Origin of the sequence: Aeromicrobium sp. NPDC092404, from assembly GCF_040684095.1 — a bacterium.
In the GTDB taxonomy this organism is placed as follows: domain Bacteria; phylum Actinomycetota; class Actinomycetes; order Propionibacteriales; family Nocardioidaceae; genus Aeromicrobium.
Genome location: NZ_JBFBFI010000002.1, coordinates 221,245 through 240,652, shown reverse-complemented (window position 1 = coordinate 240,652; position 19,408 = coordinate 221,245). Strand labels below are relative to the sequence as shown.

At 70.7% G+C, this 19,408-nt stretch carries 18 protein-coding genes and 1 riboswitch; of the genes, 13 read left to right on the top strand and 5 right to left on the bottom strand.

Annotated features, from left to right (window positions below; translation table 11 throughout):
• Window position 1 precedes the first annotated feature (1 nt).
• The 4 genes from AB0N22_RS11545 to AB0N22_RS11530 form a co-directional block, all read right to left on the bottom strand.
• Window positions 2–376, bottom strand: coding sequence for a YchJ family protein (locus AB0N22_RS11545; RefSeq protein ID WP_364639931.1), 375 nt, complete (start codon window positions 374–376; stop codon window positions 2–4).
• A gap of 4 nt (window positions 377–380) precedes the next feature.
• Entirely contained in the window at window positions 381–3,806 is a 3,426-nt protein-coding gene (locus tag AB0N22_RS11540) for a heterodisulfide reductase-related iron-sulfur binding cluster (RefSeq protein ID WP_364639928.1), read from the bottom strand.
• Between the two features lie 112 nt (window positions 3,807–3,918).
• Window positions 3,919–5,106, bottom strand: a complete 1,188-nt coding sequence (locus AB0N22_RS11535; protein ID WP_364639925.1) for an MFS transporter — start codon at window positions 5,104–5,106, stop codon at window positions 3,919–3,921.
• 137 nt (window positions 5,107–5,243) lie between these two features.
• Window positions 5,244–5,789 (bottom strand): NUDIX hydrolase family protein, encoded by a 546-nt coding sequence (locus tag AB0N22_RS11530; RefSeq protein WP_364639922.1) that lies wholly within the window; start codon window positions 5,787–5,789, stop codon window positions 5,244–5,246.
• A 92-nt stretch (window positions 5,790–5,881) separates the two neighbouring features.
• Between AB0N22_RS11530 and AB0N22_RS11525 the strand changes: the two genes are divergently transcribed.
• The 13 genes from AB0N22_RS11525 to AB0N22_RS11465 all read left to right on the top strand — a co-directional run bounded on the left by AB0N22_RS11525 (window position 5,882) and on the right by AB0N22_RS11465 (window position 17,992).
• A complete protein-coding gene (locus AB0N22_RS11525; RefSeq protein ID WP_364639919.1) occupies window positions 5,882–7,255 on the top strand; it encodes an FAD-binding oxidoreductase in 1,374 nt (457 codons plus the stop codon).
• 20 nt (window positions 7,256–7,275) lie between these two features.
• A riboswitch (TPP riboswitch) is annotated at window positions 7,276–7,385 on the top strand.
• Complete coding sequence (locus AB0N22_RS11520) at window positions 7,375–7,992, top strand: ECF transporter S component (protein ID WP_364639916.1); 618 nt, start codon at window positions 7,375–7,377, stop codon at window positions 7,990–7,992. (Overlaps the previous riboswitch by 11 nt.)
• Before the next feature lie 3 nt (window positions 7,993–7,995).
• A complete protein-coding gene (locus tag AB0N22_RS11515) occupies window positions 7,996–9,387 on the top strand; it encodes an ATP-binding cassette domain-containing protein (RefSeq protein ID WP_364639913.1) in 1,392 nt (463 codons plus the stop codon).
• Window positions 9,384–10,079: an energy-coupling factor transporter transmembrane component T gene (locus tag AB0N22_RS11510; RefSeq protein WP_364639910.1), complete on the top strand. Its 696-nt coding sequence runs from the start codon at window positions 9,384–9,386 to the stop codon at window positions 10,077–10,079. Before AB0N22_RS11515 ends, AB0N22_RS11510 begins: the two co-directional genes overlap by 4 nt.
• Before the next feature lie 46 nt (window positions 10,080–10,125).
• Window positions 10,126–10,491: a hypothetical protein gene (locus AB0N22_RS11505; protein WP_364639907.1), complete on the top strand. Its 366-nt coding sequence runs from the start codon at window positions 10,126–10,128 to the stop codon at window positions 10,489–10,491.
• Between the two features lie 80 nt (window positions 10,492–10,571).
• The gene (locus AB0N22_RS11500; RefSeq protein ID WP_364639904.1) at window positions 10,572–11,030 is read left to right on the top strand and encodes a MaoC family dehydratase; all 459 of its coding nucleotides are present in this window, start codon (window positions 10,572–10,574) and stop codon (window positions 11,028–11,030) included.
• Between the two features lies 1 nt (window position 11,031).
• A complete protein-coding gene (locus tag AB0N22_RS11495) occupies window positions 11,032–12,246 on the top strand; it encodes an acyl-CoA dehydrogenase family protein (RefSeq protein ID WP_364642737.1) in 1,215 nt (404 codons plus the stop codon).
• Window positions 12,247–12,248: 2 nt separating this feature from the next.
• Complete coding sequence (locus tag AB0N22_RS11490; RefSeq protein ID WP_364639901.1) at window positions 12,249–13,046, top strand: SDR family oxidoreductase; 798 nt, start codon at window positions 12,249–12,251, stop codon at window positions 13,044–13,046.
• Window positions 13,047–13,081: 35 nt separating this feature from the next.
• On the top strand, window positions 13,082–13,645 hold the full coding sequence (locus AB0N22_RS11485) for a cytochrome b/b6 domain-containing protein (RefSeq protein WP_364639898.1): 564 nt from the start codon (window positions 13,082–13,084) through the stop codon (window positions 13,643–13,645).
• 122 nt (window positions 13,646–13,767) lie between these two features.
• Entirely contained in the window at window positions 13,768–14,724 is a 957-nt protein-coding gene (gene pip / locus AB0N22_RS11480; protein ID WP_364639895.1) for a prolyl aminopeptidase, read from the top strand.
• A 50-nt stretch (window positions 14,725–14,774) separates the two neighbouring features.
• Window positions 14,775–15,155 carry a hypothetical protein gene (locus tag AB0N22_RS11475; RefSeq protein ID WP_364639893.1) on the top strand — a complete coding sequence of 127 codons (381 nt, stop codon included), beginning with the start codon at window positions 14,775–14,777 and terminating at the stop codon, window positions 15,153–15,155.
• On the top strand, window positions 15,152–15,919 hold the full coding sequence (gene map / locus AB0N22_RS11470; RefSeq protein WP_364639890.1) for a type I methionyl aminopeptidase: 768 nt from the start codon (window positions 15,152–15,154) through the stop codon (window positions 15,917–15,919). The genes AB0N22_RS11475 and map overlap by 4 nt, the downstream gene beginning before the upstream one ends.
• Before the next feature lie 81 nt (window positions 15,920–16,000).
• Window positions 16,001–17,992, top strand: coding sequence for a M12 family metallo-peptidase (locus AB0N22_RS11465; protein WP_364639886.1), 1,992 nt, complete (start codon window positions 16,001–16,003; stop codon window positions 17,990–17,992).
• Here AB0N22_RS11465 and AB0N22_RS11460 read toward each other — a convergent pair.
• Window positions 17,989–19,401, bottom strand: coding sequence for an amidase (locus AB0N22_RS11460; protein ID WP_364639884.1), 1,413 nt, complete (start codon window positions 19,399–19,401; stop codon window positions 17,989–17,991). The genes AB0N22_RS11465 and AB0N22_RS11460 overlap by 4 nt on opposite strands.
• Window positions 19,402–19,408: the final 7 nt, after the last annotated feature.

The following is a 19,408-nucleotide window of genomic DNA, read 5'->3' as shown; positions in this document are numbered from 1 at the left end:
CTCAGCCGACGCCGTCGACGTACAGCCACCGGCCGTCCTCGCGGACGAACCGGCTGACCTCGTGCTGGCTGCCCTTGCCGTCGGCGGACCGGTGGTAGGCCCGGAACTCCACGGCGCCCTCGGTGTCGAACGGGCCGCCGCGCTCGGTTCGGAGCACGTCGAGCCGGTACCAGCGCCGGTCGGCGTCGAGCTCGAGCGTGCCCGGCCGAGTGCTCGGGTGCCACGTGGCCACGAGGTAGCCGGCGTCACCCACCGCGAACGCGCTGTAGCGCGACCGCATGAGCTGCTCGGCCGTCTGCGCGACGGACGCACCTGCGTGCAGCGGACCGCAGCAGGCGTCGTACGTCAGACCGCTCAGGCACGGGCAACGAGTCATGGAGCTACGACTTGGGCGTCTCGTCCTCGTCGTCCTGGTTCGAGCCGTCCTGCGACGCGGTCTCGCCACCGGCCGCCTTGCTGAGGTCGGCGCCGCTGGGGTTGGCCTCGGAGAGCGGAGCGCTGTCCTCGGAGACCGGATCGGCCGTCGACTCGGCGTCCTCGACGGGGATGATCCCCGCCTCCTCGTCGCGGGCGTCCTCCTCGACCGGCGCGGGCTCGCTGTCGGCGGGCACGTCGGTGACCTCCTCGCCGGGCATCTGGTCCGGCTCCTTGGTCGCCGGGACCTCCGGCTCGTCGTCGGACTCCTGCGGCACGGACTCGGTCTCGGGATCGGTCGTGTCGCCCGGATCCTTGTCGTCCGACGCCTCGTCGACCGGCTCAGCCGGCGTGGAGTCGTCCTCGGAGTCCTCGGAGTCGTCGGAGTCGTCGGAGTTGTCGGACGAGGGGCTGGCCGCCGGCACGCTGTCGTCCGGAGTCAGGTCGGTGTTGACCGGTCCGACGTTGGCCCAGGCAGCCTTCTCCTTCTCGCTGGCGTCGCGGTCGTCGGCGGGCTCGTCCGACGTGTCGTCGGCTCTGGCCTCGGTGGGCTCGTCCGACGTGTCGTCGGCCTTGGCTTCGGTGGGCTCGTCGGACGTGTCGTCGGCCTTGGCCTCGACCGGCTTCTCCTCGGCCGGCGATTCCTCGGCGGGCTCTGCCGGCTTCTCCTCAGCGGGCGGGGCGTCGTCGGTGTTGACCGGTCCGACGTTGGCCCAGGCCGCCTTCTCCTTCTCGCTGGCCTCGCGGTCGTCGGCGGGCTCGTCCGACCCGTCGTCGTCCTTGGCCTCCGCGGTCTCAGGCGGCGTGTCGTCTGCCTTGTCCTCGACCGGCTTCTCCTCGGCCGGCGTCTCGTCGTCGTCGACCGTCTCGGTCGCCTTCGCCGCCGGACCTGCGTCCTCGGTCTTGGTGATCGAGTCGTCGGACTTGTCCTCCGCGTCGGGCTCGGCCTCCTCCGCCGGGTCGGCCTTGGCCTCTGGCTCGGGCGCCTCGGCAGGCTCCGGCTCGGGGGTCGCCGGGGCGTTGTCGTCCGAACGCGCCTCGGGAGCGTCGCCCGTACGGGATCCGTCTTCGTCGACGTCGATGTTGTGCGCCGCGGCAGCAGCCTTGTCGACATCGGTGACCTTGTCGGGGCCGCCGGAGCCGGACGACGGGCCGCCCGGCGACTCCGTCGCGGCCTCGGCCTCTGCCGCCGTTGCAGCCTCCGCCTCGGCAACGACCGCGTCGACGTCGTCGGCCGAAGGGGCGCGTTTGACGCCGGCGAGCAGCATCTGCGCGACGTCGAGCACCTCGACCTCCTCGCGGGCCGCGCCCTCGGACTGCTTGAGGGTCAGGCCGTCGGAGAGCATGACCCGGCAGAACGGGCAGCCGACCGCGATCTGGTCGGCACCGGTCGCGATGGCCTCCTCGGTGCGGTTGACGTTGATGCGCGAGCCGAGGGTCTCCTCCATCCACATACGGGCACCGCCGGCGCCACAGCAGAAGGACTTCTCGGAGTTGCGCGGCATCTCGGTGAGCTCGGCACCGGGGATGACGCTGAGCAGCTCACGCGGCGGCTCGTAGACCTGGTTGTGCCGGCCCAGGAAGCACGGGTCGTGGTAGGTGATCTTCTTGGTCTCGGTCTCCGCGGTCGGCGCGACCGGGGTGAGCTTGCCCTCGCGCACGAGGCGGTTGAGCAGCTGCGTGTGGTGCACGACCTCGAGCTCGACGCCGAACTCGGCGTACTCGTTCTTGAGCGTGTTGAAGCAGTGCGCGCACGTCGAGACGACCTTCTTGACCTTGGTCTCCTTGAAGACCTCCGCGTTCTGCATCGCGAGCTGCTGGAAGACGATCTCGTTGCCGGCCCGGCGGGCGGGGTCGCCCGTGCACGTCTCACCGTCGCCGAGCACGGCGAACGTCACGCCGGCCATGTCGAGCAGCTCGGCGACGGCCTGCGTCGTCTTCTTGGCCCGGTCCTCGAACGCGCCGGCGCAGCCGACCCAGAACAGCCACTCGACCTCGTCGAGGTCCTCGACGTCGACGCCGACCTGCTTGACCTCGAAGTCGAGCTTCTTGGCCCAGTCCATCCGGCCCTTGGGGTCCATGCCCCACGGGTTCCCCTTGCGCTCGAGGCCCTTGAAGATGTTGTTGAGCTCGGCCGGGAAGTTGGACTCGACGAGCACCTGGAAGCGGCGCATGTCGTCGATGTGGTCGACGTGCTCGATGTCGACGGGGCACTGCTGCACGCAGGCGCCGCAGTTCGTGCACGACCACAGCACGTCGGGGTCGATGACGCCGTACGCCTCGGCGTTGCCGATCAGCGGGCGCTCGAGCTCGGTCTTCTGCTCATCGGTGAGCGTCGACTCGTCCTGGTCGAGCAGCGGCAGCTTGGCGTACGCGTGGTCGCGCAGGCCCATCATGAGCAGCTTGGGCGACAGCGGCTTCTCGGTGTTCCAGGCGGGGCACTGGCTTTGGCAGCGACCGCACTCGGTGCAGGTCGTGAAGTCGAGGATGCCCTTCCACTCGAAGTCCTCGACCTTGCCGACGCCGAGCTTCTCGAAGTCCTCCTCCTCGAGCTCCTCGAGCGCCTCCATGTCGAGGGCCTTGCCGTTGATGTAGACCGGCTTGAGGCCGCCCAGAGCGGTGGACCCGTCCGACTCGCGCTTGAACCAGATGTTGAACCACGCGGTGAAGCGGTGCCACGCGACACCCATCGTGATGTTGCGGGCGATCGTGATGAGCCACGTCATGGAGATGACGATCTTGATCATCGCGACGGTGTAGACGAGCGTCTCCAGCGTGCCTTCGCTGACGCCGTCCCACAGGTCGCCGAGGAAGAACGTCATCGGGTAGTGGAACTTCAGGTCGTCGGCGCCGTGGAGCTTCTCGAGGGCGTACTCCATGGTGCGCAGCGCGAAGCCGCACAGGACGACCAGGAAGATGATGGTCTCGACGAAGTACGCCTGCCAGAACGTCGAGCCGAAGAAGCGGGACTTGCGGCCTTGGCTGCGGGGGTGGTTCTTCTGCCGGACCGCGATGAGCCACACGATGCCGATGAGCGTCAGCCAGGACAGGAGCTCGGCCGGCCACTCGTAGATGACCCAGTGGCCGATGATCGGCAAGGCCTGGTGCGCGTCGAAGACCTGGAAGTAGGCGCCGAGGACCATCGAGCTCAGGAAGATGAAGCCGGCGAACACGAACCAGTGCATGATGCCGATCCACGTCCACTGGAGCATGCGGGTGTGGCCCAGCGTCTCCTTGAACATGTTGGCCCAGCGCGCACCCTTGTTGTCGGTGCGACCGACGGCGGGCCGGCCCTTGCGAATGACCGCGACCATGTCCTGCACGGCCTTCACCGCCAGAGCCACCGCGACGGCGGTGATGGCAAGCGACACGACTATGGCGACGACACGCATGGGAGCCCTTTCCCCGGAACAGCGTTTGACCGTGACAGTACGGCTGACATTAACCCGTCAGTAACCATGATGCGCAGTAAGGCCAGCCAAAGCACGGACCATGCGGCCTACGTCACACGGGGCGCTGAGACCGCTCACCGCGCACGGGGACCAGGGGAATCGCGAGCAGGGGGAACACCGCGACGACGGCGAACGCGAAGCCGTAGCCGCGTCCGGCCACCATGGCTCCGACGAACGGCGGCACCAGGGCCGAGGCGATGTACTGGCCGGTGTTCTGCACCCCCATCGCGCGACCGGACCAGTACGGCCCGCCGATCTCGGCCACGGCGGTGAACGCCAGTCCGTTGTCGGCGACGGTAACTGCGGTGGCGATGATGATGAGGGCGATGGCCAACGGGGTGCCGGACAGCAGCCCGAGCGAGAGCATCGTGGCGGCCGCGGCGACCGCGACCGTACGCATGGGACCGAGCCGGCTGCCGACCCGGTCGGACCACCAGCCGGCGCCGATGCGGCCTGCGGCGCCCAGCAGCTGGGTCGACGCGACCAGAGCGCTGGCGCCGAACGTCGACCAGCCCTTGTCGTCGATGAGCCACACCAGCATGTAGGTCCAGACCGTGAACTGGGGGATCACGAGCAGCGCCGACGCGAGGTGGATGCGCCAGAGGCGTGAGTCGCGGGCGTACGGATTCGCGAGGTGGCCGAGGTCCGCCGCCTCGCTGCGGGTCGGTCTCGGGGGATCGACGATGAGCAGCGCGCAGAGCACCGTCGCTGCCGCGGTGATGCCGGCGATCAGGAGCAGGGTCGTGGCCAGGCCGTCGGCCTCGACGACGTTGGGGACGAGCAGGGCGGCGAGGCCGACCCCGAGCGGGAGACCCGTCTGCCGGATGCCCATCGCCGTGCCGCGGCGGTGGGCGGGGAACCAGCCGACGACGACCCGCCCGCTGGCGGAGTTGGTGCTGCCGGCGCCGACCCCGCCTACCAGGAACCACAGGCCGAGGCCGACGAGGGAGTCGCTCTGGCTCGCGCCGAGGGCGCCGATCGTCACGACGACGAGCCCGGCGGTCATGGACGCCCGCTCGCCGATGCGGTCGACGATGGCCCCCCAGGCCACGAGCGTGAACATCGTGCCGGTCAGCGGAGCGGCAGCGATGGCGCCGGCCTCGACGAGGCTCAGGCCGCGCTCGAGGTGGAGGTACGGGATCAGGAACGGTGCACCGTTGACGTAGATCGTCCCGGCGATCTGGCCGAGCATCGAGACCCCGAGCATGAGCCAGCGGTTGGGCACCCGCAGATCGGCCATTGTCCACATCCTGATACGAATCGTCTCAGGATTCAGACTACTCCTTCCGCCGGGGGCGGTGACGTGGCGTCCAGAACGGCTCAGGTAGTGGACGCAGGGTCACCGCTCGGCTGGCTGGGTGGACGCAGGGTCACCGCTCACTGGGGGAGGGCGCCGACCGACGCGAGGGCTTCCTTGAGCAGCGCGCCGCGGCCGCCCTCCATGTCGTTGAGCACCTCGGGGTCGGCCGCCTCCTCCGGAGTGAGCCACGTGAGCTCGAGCGCGTCCTGCCGCGGGTTGCACTCACCGCTGACCGGCACGACGTACGCGAGCGACACCGCGTGCTGTCTCGGGTCGTAGAGCGTCGACACCCCGGGCAGCGGGAAGTACTCGGCGACCGAGAACGGCACGGTCGAGGCGGGCAGCTGGGGGAACGCGGTGGGCCCGAGGTCCTTGGCGAGGTTGCGCAGCAGCGCCTCCCGCACGGACTCGCCGTGCATGACCCGGCCCGACACGAGCGTCCGGGTCATGACGCCGGTGGTCGAGGAGCCGCGAAGCAGGATGCCGATCGACTCGACCTGGCCCAGGGCGTTGATGCGGACCGGCACGGCCTCGACGTACAGGATCGGGACCCGGGCCCGGGTCTCGTCGAGGGCGAAGTCCGGGAGCCAGCCCGGATTGGGATCAGGTGTGCGCACGGACATGCGCACATTGTGTCGTACGCCCGGTGGCGACGGGTCGGCTCGACCCGCCGGATACCTGCCACGCCAGCCACGTCGGGTGCGAGCATGGAGGCGTGATCAACGGCGGCGTCTCGTTCTGGTGGAAGCAGATCGGCCTCCCGGAGCCGCGGCCCGGGCTCGACGGCGACCTGGCGTGTGACGTCTGCATCGTCGGTGGCGGGCTCACGGGGCTCTGGACGGCGTACTACCTGTCGGCTCTCGATCCGGGCCTCGACATCGTGGTGCTCGAGGCCGAGTTCGCCGGCTACGGCGCGTCGGGCCGCAACGGCGGCTGGCTGTCCGCGGAGCTCTCGGGCAGCAAGGAGCGGTACGCCGCGACGCACGGCCGCGACGGCGTGCAGGCCCTCGTGAGGTCGATGGAGCTGGCCGTCGACGAGGTCATCGAGGTGTGCCGGACCGAGGGCGTCGACGCCCAGATCGTCAAGGACGGGGTGCTGTACGTCGCGCGCTCCCGGGCCCAGCTCAAGCGAATGCACGAGGGCCTGCTGGCCGACCGGTCGTGGGGCATCGGCGAGAGCCACCAGCGCGAGCTCACGGCAGCGGAGCTGGGCGAGCGGCTGCAGGTCGAGGGTGCCTTGGGGGCCACCTTCAGCCCGCACTGCGCCCGGGTGCAGCCGGCCCGGCTGGTGACCGGGATCGCGGCGGCGGTGGAGCGTCGGGGCGTGCGGATCCTCGAGCAGACCCGCGCCACGAGCATCGAGCCCGGCGCCGTCACGACCGAGCGCGGGGTCGTCCGGGCCGGCTACATCCTGCGGTGCCTCGAGGGCTACACCGCCGGCATCGCCGGGCAACGGCGCACCTGGTTGCCGATGAACTCGGCGATGATCGCGACGGAGCCGTTGCCGGCCGAGGTCTGGGACGCCATCGGCTGGCAGGGCGCCGAGCTGCTCGGCGACAACGCGAACGCGTACTGCTACGCCCAGCGCACCGCCGACGGACGCATCGCGCTGGGCGGCCGCGGCATCCCCTATCGCTTCGGCTCACGCACCGACGTCGACGGACGCACCCAGGACTGGACCGTCGAGTCGCTCACCGGGATCCTGCACGGGATGTTCCCCGCGACGCGTGACGCTCGCATCGACCACGCCTGGTGCGGCGTGCTCGGCGTGCCTCGCGACTGGTGCGCGAGCGTCACGTTCGATGCCTCGACGGGTCTCGGCTGGGCCGGCGGCTACGTCGGCAGCGGGCTCACGACGACCAACCTCGCCGGCCAGACCCTCGCGGATCTCGTGCTGGGCCGCGACTCCGACCTCGTGCGCCTGCCCTGGGTCAACCGTGGCGTACGCAGGTGGGAGCCCGAGCCGTTCCGGTGGCTGGGCGTACGCGCGATGTACGGGCTCTACCGCGAGGCCGACCGTCGGGAGGGCAAGGGCCTCGCCCGGCCGAGTCGGCTCGCGCGGCTGGGCGACCGGCTCACGGGCCGCTAGCAGGCGCGGTAGAGTCGAGTTCACCAAGACAGGGGAGCGCCACGCAGAGGGCGCTGAGAGTGCGGATCAGCCGCAGACCCTTGAACCTGCACCGGTTAGTACCGGCGAAGGGAGTCACGATGAGTTCTGCAACCACGTCCAAGAACGGGTTCGACGTGCACTACCGCACGATCGACCTGGTCACCATCGCCACCCTCGGTGTCGCCTTCGGCGTCATCTTCTGGGGGTGGAACAAGGCGTACGAGCCGCTGAGCGACCTGGCGGTCTTCGGCTACCCGCCCAGCTCGGCGCTGCTCGCCGGCGTCTGGCTGACCGCCGGCGTCGCCGGAGGCCTGATCGTCCGCAAGCCCGGCGCGGCACTCGCGACCGAGGTGATCGCCGCTGCGGTCTCGCTCGTCGTGATCGGCGGCAACCAGTGGGGCTTCAGCACGCTGGCCTCCGGTTTCTGGCAGGGACTGGGCGCCGAGCTCGTCTTCCTGCTGTTGTTCTACCGCCGCTTCGGCGTCGTCGTCGCGGCACTCGCCGGCCTCGTCGCCGCGTCCTTCGAGGCGGTCTACGAGTGGTCGTCGTACTACCCGGACTGGGGCTTCGGCTACAAGCTGGCCCACCTGGGATTCTTCGGCCTCTCGGGCATCGTCATCGCCGGCGTCGGCACCTACTTCCTGATCCGGGCCCTGGCCCGTACCGGTGTGCTGGACGCCTTCGGACCGGGTCGCGAGCAGGCCGTCGAGGTCTAGCTCGTGGCACGGGGTGAGGCCCGTCTTGATGGCTTCACCTGGAAGCCACTCGGCCGCCGCGACCCGGTGGTGGCCGGTCTCGACCTGACCGTCGGAGCCGGCGAGCGTGTGCTGCTCGTCGGCCCGAGCGGGTCCGGCAAGTCGACGATCCTGCTGGGACTGGCCGGCGCCCTCGGTGCGAGCATCGCGGGTGAGCTGTCCGGCACGGCGTCGGTCGACGGACGGATCGGGCTGCTCCTGCAGAACCCGGCCGACGCCGTGGTCGCCGAGCACCTCGGCCGTGACGTCGCGTTCGGGCTCGAGAACCTGCGGCTCGACCGCGACGAGATCTGGCGGCGGGTCGACTGTGCGTTGTCGTCGGTCGGCCTGCCGTACGGCCGGGACCACCCGACCGGCGCGCTGTCCGGCGGGGAGCAGCAGCGCCTTGCCCTGGCGGGGGTCCTCGCGCTCGAGCCCGACGTGCTGCTGCTCGACGAGCCGACGGCGATGCTGGACGCGTCGACCGCAGCCACGGTCCGGGACGCGATCGTCGCCGGGGCTCGCGGACGCACGATGATCGTCGTCGAGCACCACATCGAGCCATGGCTCGAGCACGTCGACCGCGTCGTCGTGCTGTCGCCGGGCGGGGAGGTGGTGTCCGACGGCGACGTCGCCGGCTTCCTCGCCGGGCCCCCGCCGCCCGGGGTCTGGTCGCCCGGCATGCGTACGCCCGAGCCGCTCGACGTCCCGACCGATCTCGTGCGACCCGCGGGGCCGGCCCCGACCGTCACCCTGGACGGGGTGTCGGTCGACCTCGTCCTGCGCACCCTCCGCGGAGCGCAGCGGACGCGGGCGCTGCACGACGTCACGGCGTCACTGGACCCGGGCTCCGTGACCGCGTTGACCGGGCCCAGCGGCGCGGGCAAGTCCACGGCCCTCGGCGTCGCGGGCGGTCTGATCGCGGTCGTCGACGGCGTCGTCACCCCCGATCTGCGCAGGAAGAGGTCCCGGGAGCTCGCCGCCGCGATGGGATGGGTGCCGCAGAATCCCGAGCACGGGTTCCTCACCCGTACGGTCGCCGACGAGGTCGGGCACACGGCTCGTCGACTCGGCACCTCGGTCGACGTCGAGCGCGTCCTCGAGGTCTTCGGGCTGGCGCGGTTCGCCCCCAGCAACCCGTATCGCCTCTCCGGAGGCGAGCAGCGCCGGCTCGCCATCGCGGCGGCACTCGCGCACCGACCGGGACTCGTCCTGCTCGACGAGCCGACCGTCGGCCAGGATCCGGTTACGTGGGCCGCGGTCGCGGGTTGGATCGCTGCCTCGGCGGCGGCGGGCGCAACGGTCGGCGTGTCGACGCACGATGCCGAGCTGCCTCGCGACGTCGAGGTCCGCATGGCCGCCGGGGCGATCGCATGAGGTCGCTCGTGCTCCGGCTCAACCCCTTGGTGCTGTTCGCCTTCGGCCTGTTCTCGCTGGTCGGCTCCTGGTTCGTCCGTGACCTGACGATCGCGAGCTGGGCCGTCGGCGCGTACGCCGTGGCGGCCCTGCTCTTCCTCCCGGGGTGGCGCTACCCGCTCCTGTGCCTCGCGCTGTCAGCCGTCGCGGCCGTCACGATCGTCTACTCGACCTGGCGCCTGGGCGGCCACGACGAGCGCGAGGCAATCACTGCGGGGCTGCGCATCCTCGTGCTGGCGTGGCCGGGCTCGGTCATGCTCGGCTATCTCGACCCGGCCCGGCTCGGCGACTACCTGGCCCAGTCCCTCCGTCTGCCGGCGCGGATGGCCGCCGCGTTCTCCGCGGCTCTGCAGCGGTTCATGGGCTTCCACCTCGCCTGGCAGCAGCTCGATCGCGTGCGTCGCGCGCGCGGGTTCGGCGCGACCCGCAATCCCTTCAGCAACGGGCCGTACGTCGCCAACATGTCGTTCGCGCTGCTGGTGCAGGCGTTGCGCGGAGCCTCCACGGCGTCCATCGCGATGGATGCTCGCGGGTTCGCGACGGCGCACGACCGTACGTGGGCGGAGCCGGCCGAGTGGTCGAGGCTCGACAAGGCGGCACTCGTCCTGGCGGCGGCCCTGGGCGCCGTCCCGGTCGTCGTCGGCCTGACCTGACCTCAGAGGTCATCGACAGGTCCGGCCGGCCGCGGGAGGGTGAGGCATGACCGTTCTCGTCGTCGTCGCGATGGTGCTCTCCGGGCTGATCCACCTGCTTCCGGTCGTCGGAGTCCTCGGACCGTCCCGGGTCGCCGCGACGTACGACGTGCGCGTCGACGGCCCCGACCTGGCGGTGCTGCTGGTGCACCGCGCCGTGCTGTTCGGCCTGCTCGGCGCCCTCCTGGTCGCGAGCGCCTGGGTCGACGACCTGCGGCCCTACGCGATCGGCGCCGGGCTCGTGAGCGACCTGGCGTTCCTCGCCGCGGTGCGGCTGAACCCGGGCATCAACGCCGCGATGCAGCGCGTCGTCCGCGCCGACATCGTCTCGATCGTCCTGCTCGTCGTCGCGGCGATCGTCCTCGTCGCCTGAGCCGCGGCCCTCTGGCGCGTTGCCGCTCGTACGTACTAGGGTGCGAACTAAGCAAGCGCTTAGCGACCCGGAGGTACTTCATGCCACGCGTGTTCGACAGTCTCGACGACTTCAAGGCAGCCGCCGGGGAGGTGCTCGGCACGAGTGAGTGGGTCACGATCACCCAGGAGCAGATCAACACGTTCGCCGACGCCACCGGTGACCACCAGTGGATCCACGTCGATCCCGAGCGGGCCGCGAAGGGTCCCTTCGGCGGGACGATCGCGCACGGCTACCTGACGCTGTCGTTGCTGCCGGCGTTCGGCGAGCAGATCTACGACATCAAGGGCCTCGCGTTCGGGATGAACTACGGCGCCAACAAGGTGCGCTTCCCGAGCCCCGTGCCCGTCGGCTCCAGGGTGCGCGGGACGGCGACGCTCAAGGAGACGTCCGACATCGCGATCGGCACGCAGGCCGTCGTGAGCTTCGCGGTCGAGATCGACGGCGCCGAGAAGCCGGCCCTCGTCGCCGAGGTCGTCTTCGTGATGGCCGGTGCGTGAGATGGACTTCGCCTACGACGCCAGGACACAGGACCTCATCGGGCAGATGGAAGCCTTCATGGACGAGGTCGTCTACCCGGCCGAGCCCACCGCGCACCAGCAGATGCAGGACGCCGTCAAGGCCGACAGCTGGGCGCCGCCTGCGGTCCTCGAGGAGCTCAAGGCCGAGGCCAAGAAGCGCGGTCTGTGGAACTTCTTCCTCCCCGGCGACGACGGCGCCGGACTGACCAACCTGCAGTACGCGCCGCTGGCCGAGATCACCGGCCGCAGCATCCAGCTGGCTCCGGCCGCGGTCAACTGCGCTGCACCGGACACCGGCAACATGGAGGTGCTGCACATGTTCGGCACCCCGGAGCAGAAGAAGCAGTGGCTCGAGCCCTTGCTCGCCGGTGAGATCCGGTCGTCGTTCGCGATGACCGAGCCGGCCGTCGCGTCGTCTGACGCCACCAACATCGAGACGTCGATCGTCAAGGACGGCGACGACTACGTCATCAACGGCCGCAAGTGGTGGATCACCGGCGCGATGAACCCCAACGCCAAGATCTTCATCGTCATGGGCAAGACCGACCCGGCCGCCGAGCGGCACCGCCAGCAGTCGATGATCCTGGTCGAGCGCGATGCCCCCGGCTTCGAGATCGAGCGCGGCATGCACGTGTTCGGCTACAACGACCGTGACCACGGTGGCCACGCCGAGCTGTCGTTCACCGACGTGCGCGTGCCGGCGAGCAACCTGATCGGCGGCGAGGGTGAGGGGTTCGCGATCGCGCAGGCCCGTCTGGGTCCCGGCCGCATCCACCACTGCATGCGATCGCTGGGCATCGCGGAGCGCGCCGTGGAGATGATGAGCAAGCGCGCGCTCGACCGCGTGGCGTTCGGCAAGCCGATCGCCGACCAGGGCGTCGTGCGCGACTGGATCGCCGAGTCGCGCGTCCGCATCGAGCAGCTGCGCCTGCTGGTGCTCAAGACCGCCTGGTTGATGGACACCGCCGGCAACCGGGGGGCCCACACCGAGATCCAGGCCATCAAGATCGCGACGCCGCAGACCGTCGAGTGGATCCTCGACAAGGCGATCCAGGTGCACGGTGCCGGGGGCCTCAGTCAGGACTACCCGCTGGCCGAGTGGTTCGCGGGCATCCGCACCCTGCGGTTCGCGGACGGGCCCGACGAGGTGCACAAGAACTCGCTGGCCCGCGCCGAGCTCAGGAAGCACCGCTGACGATGGAGCTCGCGGGGGTCAACGCCGTCGTCACGGGAGCCGCCAGCGGCATCGGTGAGGCGATCGCGCAGCGGCTGCTGGAACGGGGCGCGACCGTCGTCGTCGGCGACCTCGACGCGGGCCGGCTGTCGGAGACGGCAGCGCGGCTCGACGCCGACCACCCCGGACGCGTCTCGCACGTCGCCGGTGACGCGTCGGACCCCGCGCACGTCGCCGCGCTCGTCGAGGCGGCCGGCGAGGTCGATGCGTACTTCGCCAACGCCGGGGTGTTCAAGGGCTTCGGGCTCGAGGCGACCGACGACGAGTGGGCGCTGTCGTGGGACGTCAACGTCAAGGCGCACGTCGTCGCGGCGCGCGCCCTCGTGCCGGGCTGGGTCGAGCGGGGTGGCGGATGCTTCGTCAGCACCGCCTCGGCGGCCGGGCTTCTGACGCAGCTGGGCTCGCCGACGTACTCCACCACCAAGCACGCCGCCGTGGGCTTCGCCGAGTGGCTCGCCGCGACGTACGGGGACCAGGGAGTGCAGGTCTGCTGCCTGTGTCCCATGGGCGTACGCACCGACATGCTCGTCGAGGGCGAGACCAGCGCGATCGGTGACGCCCGTCTCGGCATGCGGTCGGTCGTGTCCGCCGGCGAGACGCTCTCGCCGCTCGCGGTCGCCGACGTCGTGCTCGACGCGGTGGAGGCCGGCACGTTCTTCGCCCTGCCGCACCCCGAGGTCGGCACGATGTATGCGCGCAAGGCCGCCGACACCGACCACTGGATCGCCGGCATGCAGCGGTTGCGCACGAGCCTGGAGTGAGTGCGGAGCCGGCGCGCCGATGATGTGATGGAGGCATGCCACTCGTCAGCACCGATCAGGGATACGGCACCGTCACGAAGCTCCTGCACTGGTCGACCTTCGTCCTGCTGGTCGCCCAGTTCGTCCTGGGCTACGGCATGGAGGGCTTCGCCGAGTCGTTGTTCGAGGAGGACTCGTCAGGCCGTGGGAGCGGCGGCGATCGAGTCCGTGCCGGCGACGACCAGCTCGTGTTCGTCCACGCGTGGCTGGGCGGGGCGATCCTCGCCCTTGCCCTGATACGGCTGCTCTGGCGCTGGTCGACGCCGTTGCCGCCGTGGTCCGAGCGGCTGACCGAGACCGATCGCCTGGTCGAGGCCTGGACCGAGAAGATCCTCTACCTGACGCTCTTCGTCATCCCGCTGAGCGGCATCGGGCTGCTGTTCTTCTCCGGGGAGGAGCGCGAGGTCGAGAACCGGCGCGAGTGGCTCCCGCCGTTCGACGTGGTGCCTGACGGGCTGATGCTCGGGCTGCACGTCGGCGGGCACCTCGTGTTCTACGCCGCGCTGCTCGTGCACGTCGGCCTCGCCCTGCGCCGCCGCACCCTCGGCCGCATGCTCTGACCCTCCGGCCGCCCGGGAGGTGACCTGCTCGCCCATCCCTGCGGTCGACGGTGGGCGGGTCGCCCTTCAGCGGACCGGATGGGCGACCAGGTCACCGCCCCCGGGCTGTTAAGGTCCGGCAAATGCGTGAGATGTATCCCGAGATCGAGCCCCACGACTCCGGACTGCTCGACGTCGGCGACGGCCAGCAGGTCTACTACGAGGTGTCGGGCAACCCCGACGGCAAGCCGGCGGTCTACCTCCATGGCGGACCGGGAGGCGCCTCGAGCCCGGACCAACGGCGGGTGTTCGACCCCGAGGCGTACCGGATCGTGCTGTTCGACCAGCGGGCGTGCGGCCGTAGCCTCCCGCACGCGAGCGCGCCCGAGGCCGACCTGACCGCCAACACGACGTGGCACGTCGTCGACGACATGGAGGCCCTGCGGAGCCATCTGGGCATCGACCGCTGGCTCGTCTGCGGCGGGTCCTGGGGTTCGGCGCTGGCCCTGGCCTACGCCGAGAAGCATCCTGAGCGCGTCACCGAGCTCGTGCTCCGCGGCATCTTCACGCTGCGGCAGGCCGAGCTGGACTGGTTCTACGAAGGCGGCGCCGCCAACGTCTATCCCGACCTCTGGGAAGGGTTCGTCGCCCCGGTCCCCGAGGATCAGCGCGGCCGCCTCGTCGAGGCCTACAGCCGGCTGCTCAACGACCCGGATCCGTCCGTGCACGTTCCCGCCGCCAAGGCCTGGGCCCGGTGGGAGTCCTCCGCGATCACGTTGCTGCCCGACGAGGACCTCGTCCAGCACTTCACCGAGGACGCGTTCGCGGTGGCCTTCGCCCGCATCGAGAACCACTACTTCATGCACGACGGCTGGTTCACCGACGGACAGCTCATCGCCGAGGCCGACCGGCTCAAGGACATACCCGGCGTCATCATCCAGGGCCGCTACGACATGTGCACGCCGGCGACGACGGCCTGGGACCTGCACCGTGCGTGGCCCGAGGCCGAGCTCCGGATGATCCCGGACGCGGGTCACGCCTTCACCGAGCCCGGCATCCTGGACGCGATCATCGAGGCCACCGACCGCTTCGCCTCGTGACCCGGCGGCGTACGCTTGGCGCCGATGAGACGACACATGGGACCGGACGTATGAGGGGCAGTCGCGCCCTGCAGGTCGCGACGGCTGCGGCGGCAGTCGTGCTGCTCGCGTACGTCGTTGACCTGGCTGCCGGCTCCAACCTCGACCAGGATGCCGCCACCGTGGGCCGCGTCCTCGCGATCATCGGTGCCGCAGTCTGCGCGGCGGTCATCTACCAGCTGTGGAGCGTCCGCGAGCACCACACGGCCCGCGACCATGCCGCCGCCGCTGCCGCGCTGCTCGGTGGCGCGCTGGCCGCCTCCTCGGCCTTCAGCGCCCACACCGGCGACATCTTCGGCAGCTCCGTCACGGCCACCGCAGGGATCGCGGGCCTCGCGCTGGCCATCGTCGGATCCCGCCCCCACCCCCTCAGCACGGAAGGCCGACGATGATCGAGCTCCTGACCCCCACCCAGATCGACGAGATGCGCCCCGCGGGGTCGTTCGTCGCCTCCGTCCTGACCGCGCTTTCCGAGGCCGCCGACGTCGGCGTCGACCTGCTCGACCTGGACGCGCTGGCGCACCAGATGATCAAGGACCGCGGGGCCGAGTCGTGCTACATCGACTATCACCCGTCGTTCGGCGCGATGCCGTTCGGCAAGGTGCTCTGCACCTCGGTCAACGACGCCGTGCTGCACGGCCTTCCGCACCGCTACAAGCTTCGCGACGGCGACCTCGTGAGCTTCGACTTCGCCGCGTCGGTGGACAACTGGGTCTGCGACTCGGCCGTCAGCGTCGTCGTCGGCACGCCGCGCGACGAGGACGTCCGACTGATCGAGCACGCGCAGGAGGCGCTCGATGCCGCCATCGCGGTGGCCCGCGCGGGCAACAAGGTCGGTGACATCTCGGCGGCGATCGGCGAGGTCGGGCGCTCCCACGGGCTCAAGATCAACACCCAGTTCGGTGGTCACGGCGTCGGCCGGACGATGCACGGCGATCCGCACATCGCCAACGACGGCCGGGCCGGACGCGGCTTCCCGCTCAAGCCGGGACTCGTGATCGCGATCGAGCCGTGGTTCCTGCACACGACCGACGAGATCGTCATGGACGAGGACGGCTGGACGATCCGCAGCGCCGACGGCTCACGAGGGGCGCACGTGGAGCACACGATCGCGATCACCGAAGGTGACCCCATCGTGATGACCGCACGCGGCTGAAGCCGTCGCCTCCTTGCCCCTAAACCGGCGCGCACCCTGGGATCCCCGTACGATTCGAGGTGATCTTGAGGAAGGCCACGCGTGAGCAGAGCTGCACTCCCACGGCTCGCCGCGGCCGCTGCGCTGTGCATCGCGGTCCCGGCGCTGGTCGTCGACGCCCCGGCGCACGCCGAGCCGCCTGACCCCCGACCGGCGATCCACCGCTCGGCATCGGGCGTCCTGACCTACGACGACCCCCGTCAGGACGGGCGCCGGACGAGAGCCGTCAAGGGCACGGTCGAGACGATGGTCAAGGAGTCCTTCCGCGATCACGACTCCGAGGTGCTCCAGTCGGTCGCCACCGCCGACGGCGACCTGGTCCCGGTGTCGACCCGTGGCGGGGCGAGCCTGCCGGACGGCGGACGGTTCGTCGGCAAGGTCGTCGTCACCGGGACGGAGGTGCAGCCGGTCGCCGAGGCGACCGTCACGCCAGCGGCAGCGGCGGCCGCCCCGGCCCCGGGTGCCCACACCGCGTACGTCGCGGTGCCGACCGCACCGGGGGCGCCGACCATGGCCCCATCGTCGGTCTCTGCGCTCGTCGGCGAGATCACGACGTACTGGATCGACAACTCCAAGACCTCGTCCGGCACCAGCATCATCAGCTCGTTCCCGACGGGGGCCACCGCCGCCTACAGCTCAGCCAACGCCGGTGCCTGCCTCTCCGGCACCAACCACAACGCTCTCTGGGCCGAGGCGGCCGGCAAGTTCCCCGGCGTCACGTTCGATGACGCCACCCCGAACCACCTGATCGTGATCCTGCCGAACTGCGGCGGCGGTGGCCTCGGCACGGTCGGCGACTCGCTGAGCTCAGGGGGAAGATCCATCGTCGCGGTCCAGAACGGGATCGGGTTCCAGGTCGGTGCGCACGAGATCGGCCACAACGTCGGACTGGGGCACGCCAACCTCGAGCACTGCGACACCAACGACACCGCGTGCGCCATCGAGGAGTACGGGAACGCCTACAGCGTGATGTCGAGCGCCCTCGCCAGCGCGAACCCCCCGAAGCCTCCTGCCCTGGACTCGGTCTTCCGCAAGGCACTGGAGCTGTCGGACGCGTCGGAGGTCAGACCGGTCACCCTCCCGTACGGCGCCTTCGAGAAGGTCAGGACGGTCGTGCGTCTCGCCCCGCGAGAAGCGACCGCGGGAACACGCGCCCTCGAGGTCACCGATCCGGTGACCGGGCGGAAGCTCCTGGTCGAGTACAGATCCGGCAGCGGTCGGGACGGCCAGACGCTCTACGCAAGGGGCACGTTCTCAGAGGAGCTTGGAGACGACGACACCAAGGCACCGTTCCGTCCCGGCGTCGTGGTCTCGCGGCTCGCCGACTCTGGTGCGAGCAGTGGGCCGGTCAACCTGCTGATGACGGAGCGGATCAGCGACCAGCTGGTCCAGACGTCGATCCGTCCCGACGACGTCGTTCCGTTCGCCCTCGACAACATCGAGGTCGATGTGGAGGCCGCGACTCCGGCCGCGGGCGCCGACGTCGCCGTGACGCTGGACGCCCCGTTCCTGCCGTCCTCGACGCAGCCGACGATGAGCTCTCCCGTGCAGGTCGACAAGCCCGTGACGGTGAATCCGGGCACGTGGGGCAGCGCGACACTGAGCTATCAGTGGTTGCTGGACGGCGTGCCCATCCCCGGTGCCACCAGCAACCAGTACACACCCGCCGCGGCAGGTGGGCAGCTCTCGGTCAGGGTGACCGGACAGCAGGCGGGCTACCGCACCGCCGTCCGTACGTCCGCCAGCGTCGTCGTGGCGCCCGGCGCGTTCTCCGCGCCCATCCCGAGGATCGTCGGTACGGCGCAGGTCGGGCGGACGCTGACGGCCCTGCGCGGGACGTGGTCACCGGACGCGGCGTCCTACAGCTATCGGTGGCTCGTCGACGGTCAGCCGATCGCAGGCGCGACGAGCAAGACCTACGTCATCCCCAAGTCGCGCATCGGCAAGCGCATCAGTGTGCGGGTGACCGGCTCGCGTGCGGAGTACGCCACGACCTCGAAGACCTCCGCCCGGACCACGTACGTGAAGCGCTAGTCGAATCCCGGCGGACGCCGGTCGTGCCACGGCGCGGCTTGTTCCACCTGGGCGCACAGGCTGAACAGCGGTCCGTCCTGCCCGGGCAGCGCCGCGAGCATGACGCCGACCGGCAAGCCTTCCGCGGTCCAGTGCAGCGGCAGGCTGGCCGCCGGCTGCCCACTCATGTTGTAGAGCGCGGTGTAGGGGGTGAAGAGCAGCTCCCGGCGGTGATCCTCGATGGGATCGCTCGACTCGTTGAACCACCCGACCGGTTGCGGCGGCAACGCCAGTGTCGGCGTCAGGAAGGCGTCGTACGCCTGCAGGTTCGTCACGACCTGACGCGTCGTCAGCTCGAGGAACTGCAACGCCCGGGTCAGCTCGATCGCCGTCGAGGCCCGCCCCCGGTCGCGCCAGTAGCGGGTGTTGGCGCGCAGCAGCGGCTCGACCTCCTCCGGGATCGCCGCCGACGCGATGCCGCTGGACCAGATGACGTTGAACTGCGGCTCGAGCTCCCGCGGGAACGGGTTGTCGACGTCGACGACCTCGTGCCCCAGCGACTCCAGCAGGCGGCTCGCGGACTCCCACGCCTCGACGGCATCCGGGCCGGGCGAGACCCCGTCGAGGTGGGTCTGCGACCAGCGCGCGATGCGCATTCGCCGCGGCGCGCGTCGCGCCCACTCGGCGTACGGGACAGCGGGCTCCGGCAGGGGACGCACGTCGCCGGGCTCGGGGTGCGCCATCGCGTCCAGCAGCGCTGCGGCGTCACGGACGGTGCGGGTCAGCGGCCCGTCGCCGGCGAGCCCGCTCCAGTCCGATCCCGCCGGTCCCGCGCTGACCCGGCCGCGGCTGGGCTTGAAGCCGAAGATGCCGCACGCGCTGGCGGGGATGCGGATGGACCCCCCACCGTCGCTGCCCTGCGCGACCGGGACCAGGCCCGCCGAGACCGCGGCCGCGGCACCACCGCTCGACCCGCCCGCGTTGCGTGTCGGGTCCCACGGCGTACGGGCCGGCCCGATCACGTCGTTGTCGGTGTAGGACGAGAGCCCGAACTCCGGGGTGTTGGTCTTGCCCAGGCTGATGAACCCGGCCGCCTCCACGAGGTCCACGACGTAGGCGTTGAGGTCCGGAACGAAGTCCCGCATGCCCGCAGAACCCATCGAGGTCGGGACGCCGCGGGTGAAGGTCAGGTCCTTGAACGCCGTCGGCACCCCGGCGAACGGGGGAGCGTCGCCCGACGCGATCCGCTGGTCGGCGGCGGCAGCCCGCTCGAGCGCCTGCTCCGCCGTCACGGTGACGAACGCGCCGAGCGTGGCGCCGTGCGCCTCGATCCGGTCGAGATGGTGCCGGACGAGCTCGACCGAGGTCACCTCACCGGACCGCAGGGCGGCGGACTGCGCCGTCGCGTCGAGCTCGTGGAGTTCGTTCATGCGTTGA

Coding starts and splice junctions, on each gene's coding strand:
- AB0N22_RS11545 (WP_364639931.1), bottom strand. CDS start 376: ATGACTCGTTGCCCGTGCCTGAGCGGTCTGACGTACGACGCCTGCTGC.
- AB0N22_RS11540 (WP_364639928.1), bottom strand. CDS start 3,806: ATGCGTGTCGTCGCCATAGTCGTGTCGCTTGCCATCACCGCCGTCGCG.
- AB0N22_RS11535 (WP_364639925.1), bottom strand. CDS start 5,106: ATGGCCGATCTGCGGGTGCCCAACCGCTGGCTCATGCTCGGGGTCTCG.
- AB0N22_RS11530 (WP_364639922.1), bottom strand. CDS start 5,789: ATGTCCGTGCGCACACCTGATCCCAATCCGGGCTGGCTCCCGGACTTC.
- AB0N22_RS11520 (WP_364639916.1), top strand. CDS start 7,375: ATGAGTTCTGCAACCACGTCCAAGAACGGGTTCGACGTGCACTACCGC.
- AB0N22_RS11510 (WP_364639910.1), top strand. CDS start 9,384: ATGAGGTCGCTCGTGCTCCGGCTCAACCCCTTGGTGCTGTTCGCCTTC.
- AB0N22_RS11505 (WP_364639907.1), top strand. CDS start 10,126: ATGACCGTTCTCGTCGTCGTCGCGATGGTGCTCTCCGGGCTGATCCAC.
- AB0N22_RS11500 (WP_364639904.1), top strand. CDS start 10,572: ATGCCACGCGTGTTCGACAGTCTCGACGACTTCAAGGCAGCCGCCGGG.
- AB0N22_RS11495 (WP_364642737.1), top strand. CDS start 11,032: ATGGACTTCGCCTACGACGCCAGGACACAGGACCTCATCGGGCAGATG.
- AB0N22_RS11490 (WP_364639901.1), top strand. CDS start 12,249: ATGGAGCTCGCGGGGGTCAACGCCGTCGTCACGGGAGCCGCCAGCGGC.
- AB0N22_RS11485 (WP_364639898.1), top strand. CDS start 13,082: ATGCCACTCGTCAGCACCGATCAGGGATACGGCACCGTCACGAAGCTC.
- pip (WP_364639895.1), top strand. CDS start 13,768: ATGCGTGAGATGTATCCCGAGATCGAGCCCCACGACTCCGGACTGCTC.
- AB0N22_RS11475 (WP_364639893.1), top strand. CDS start 14,775: ATGAGGGGCAGTCGCGCCCTGCAGGTCGCGACGGCTGCGGCGGCAGTC.
- map (WP_364639890.1), top strand. CDS start 15,152: ATGATCGAGCTCCTGACCCCCACCCAGATCGACGAGATGCGCCCCGCG.
- AB0N22_RS11460 (WP_364639884.1), bottom strand. CDS start 19,401: ATGAACGAACTCCACGAGCTCGACGCGACGGCGCAGTCCGCCGCCCTG.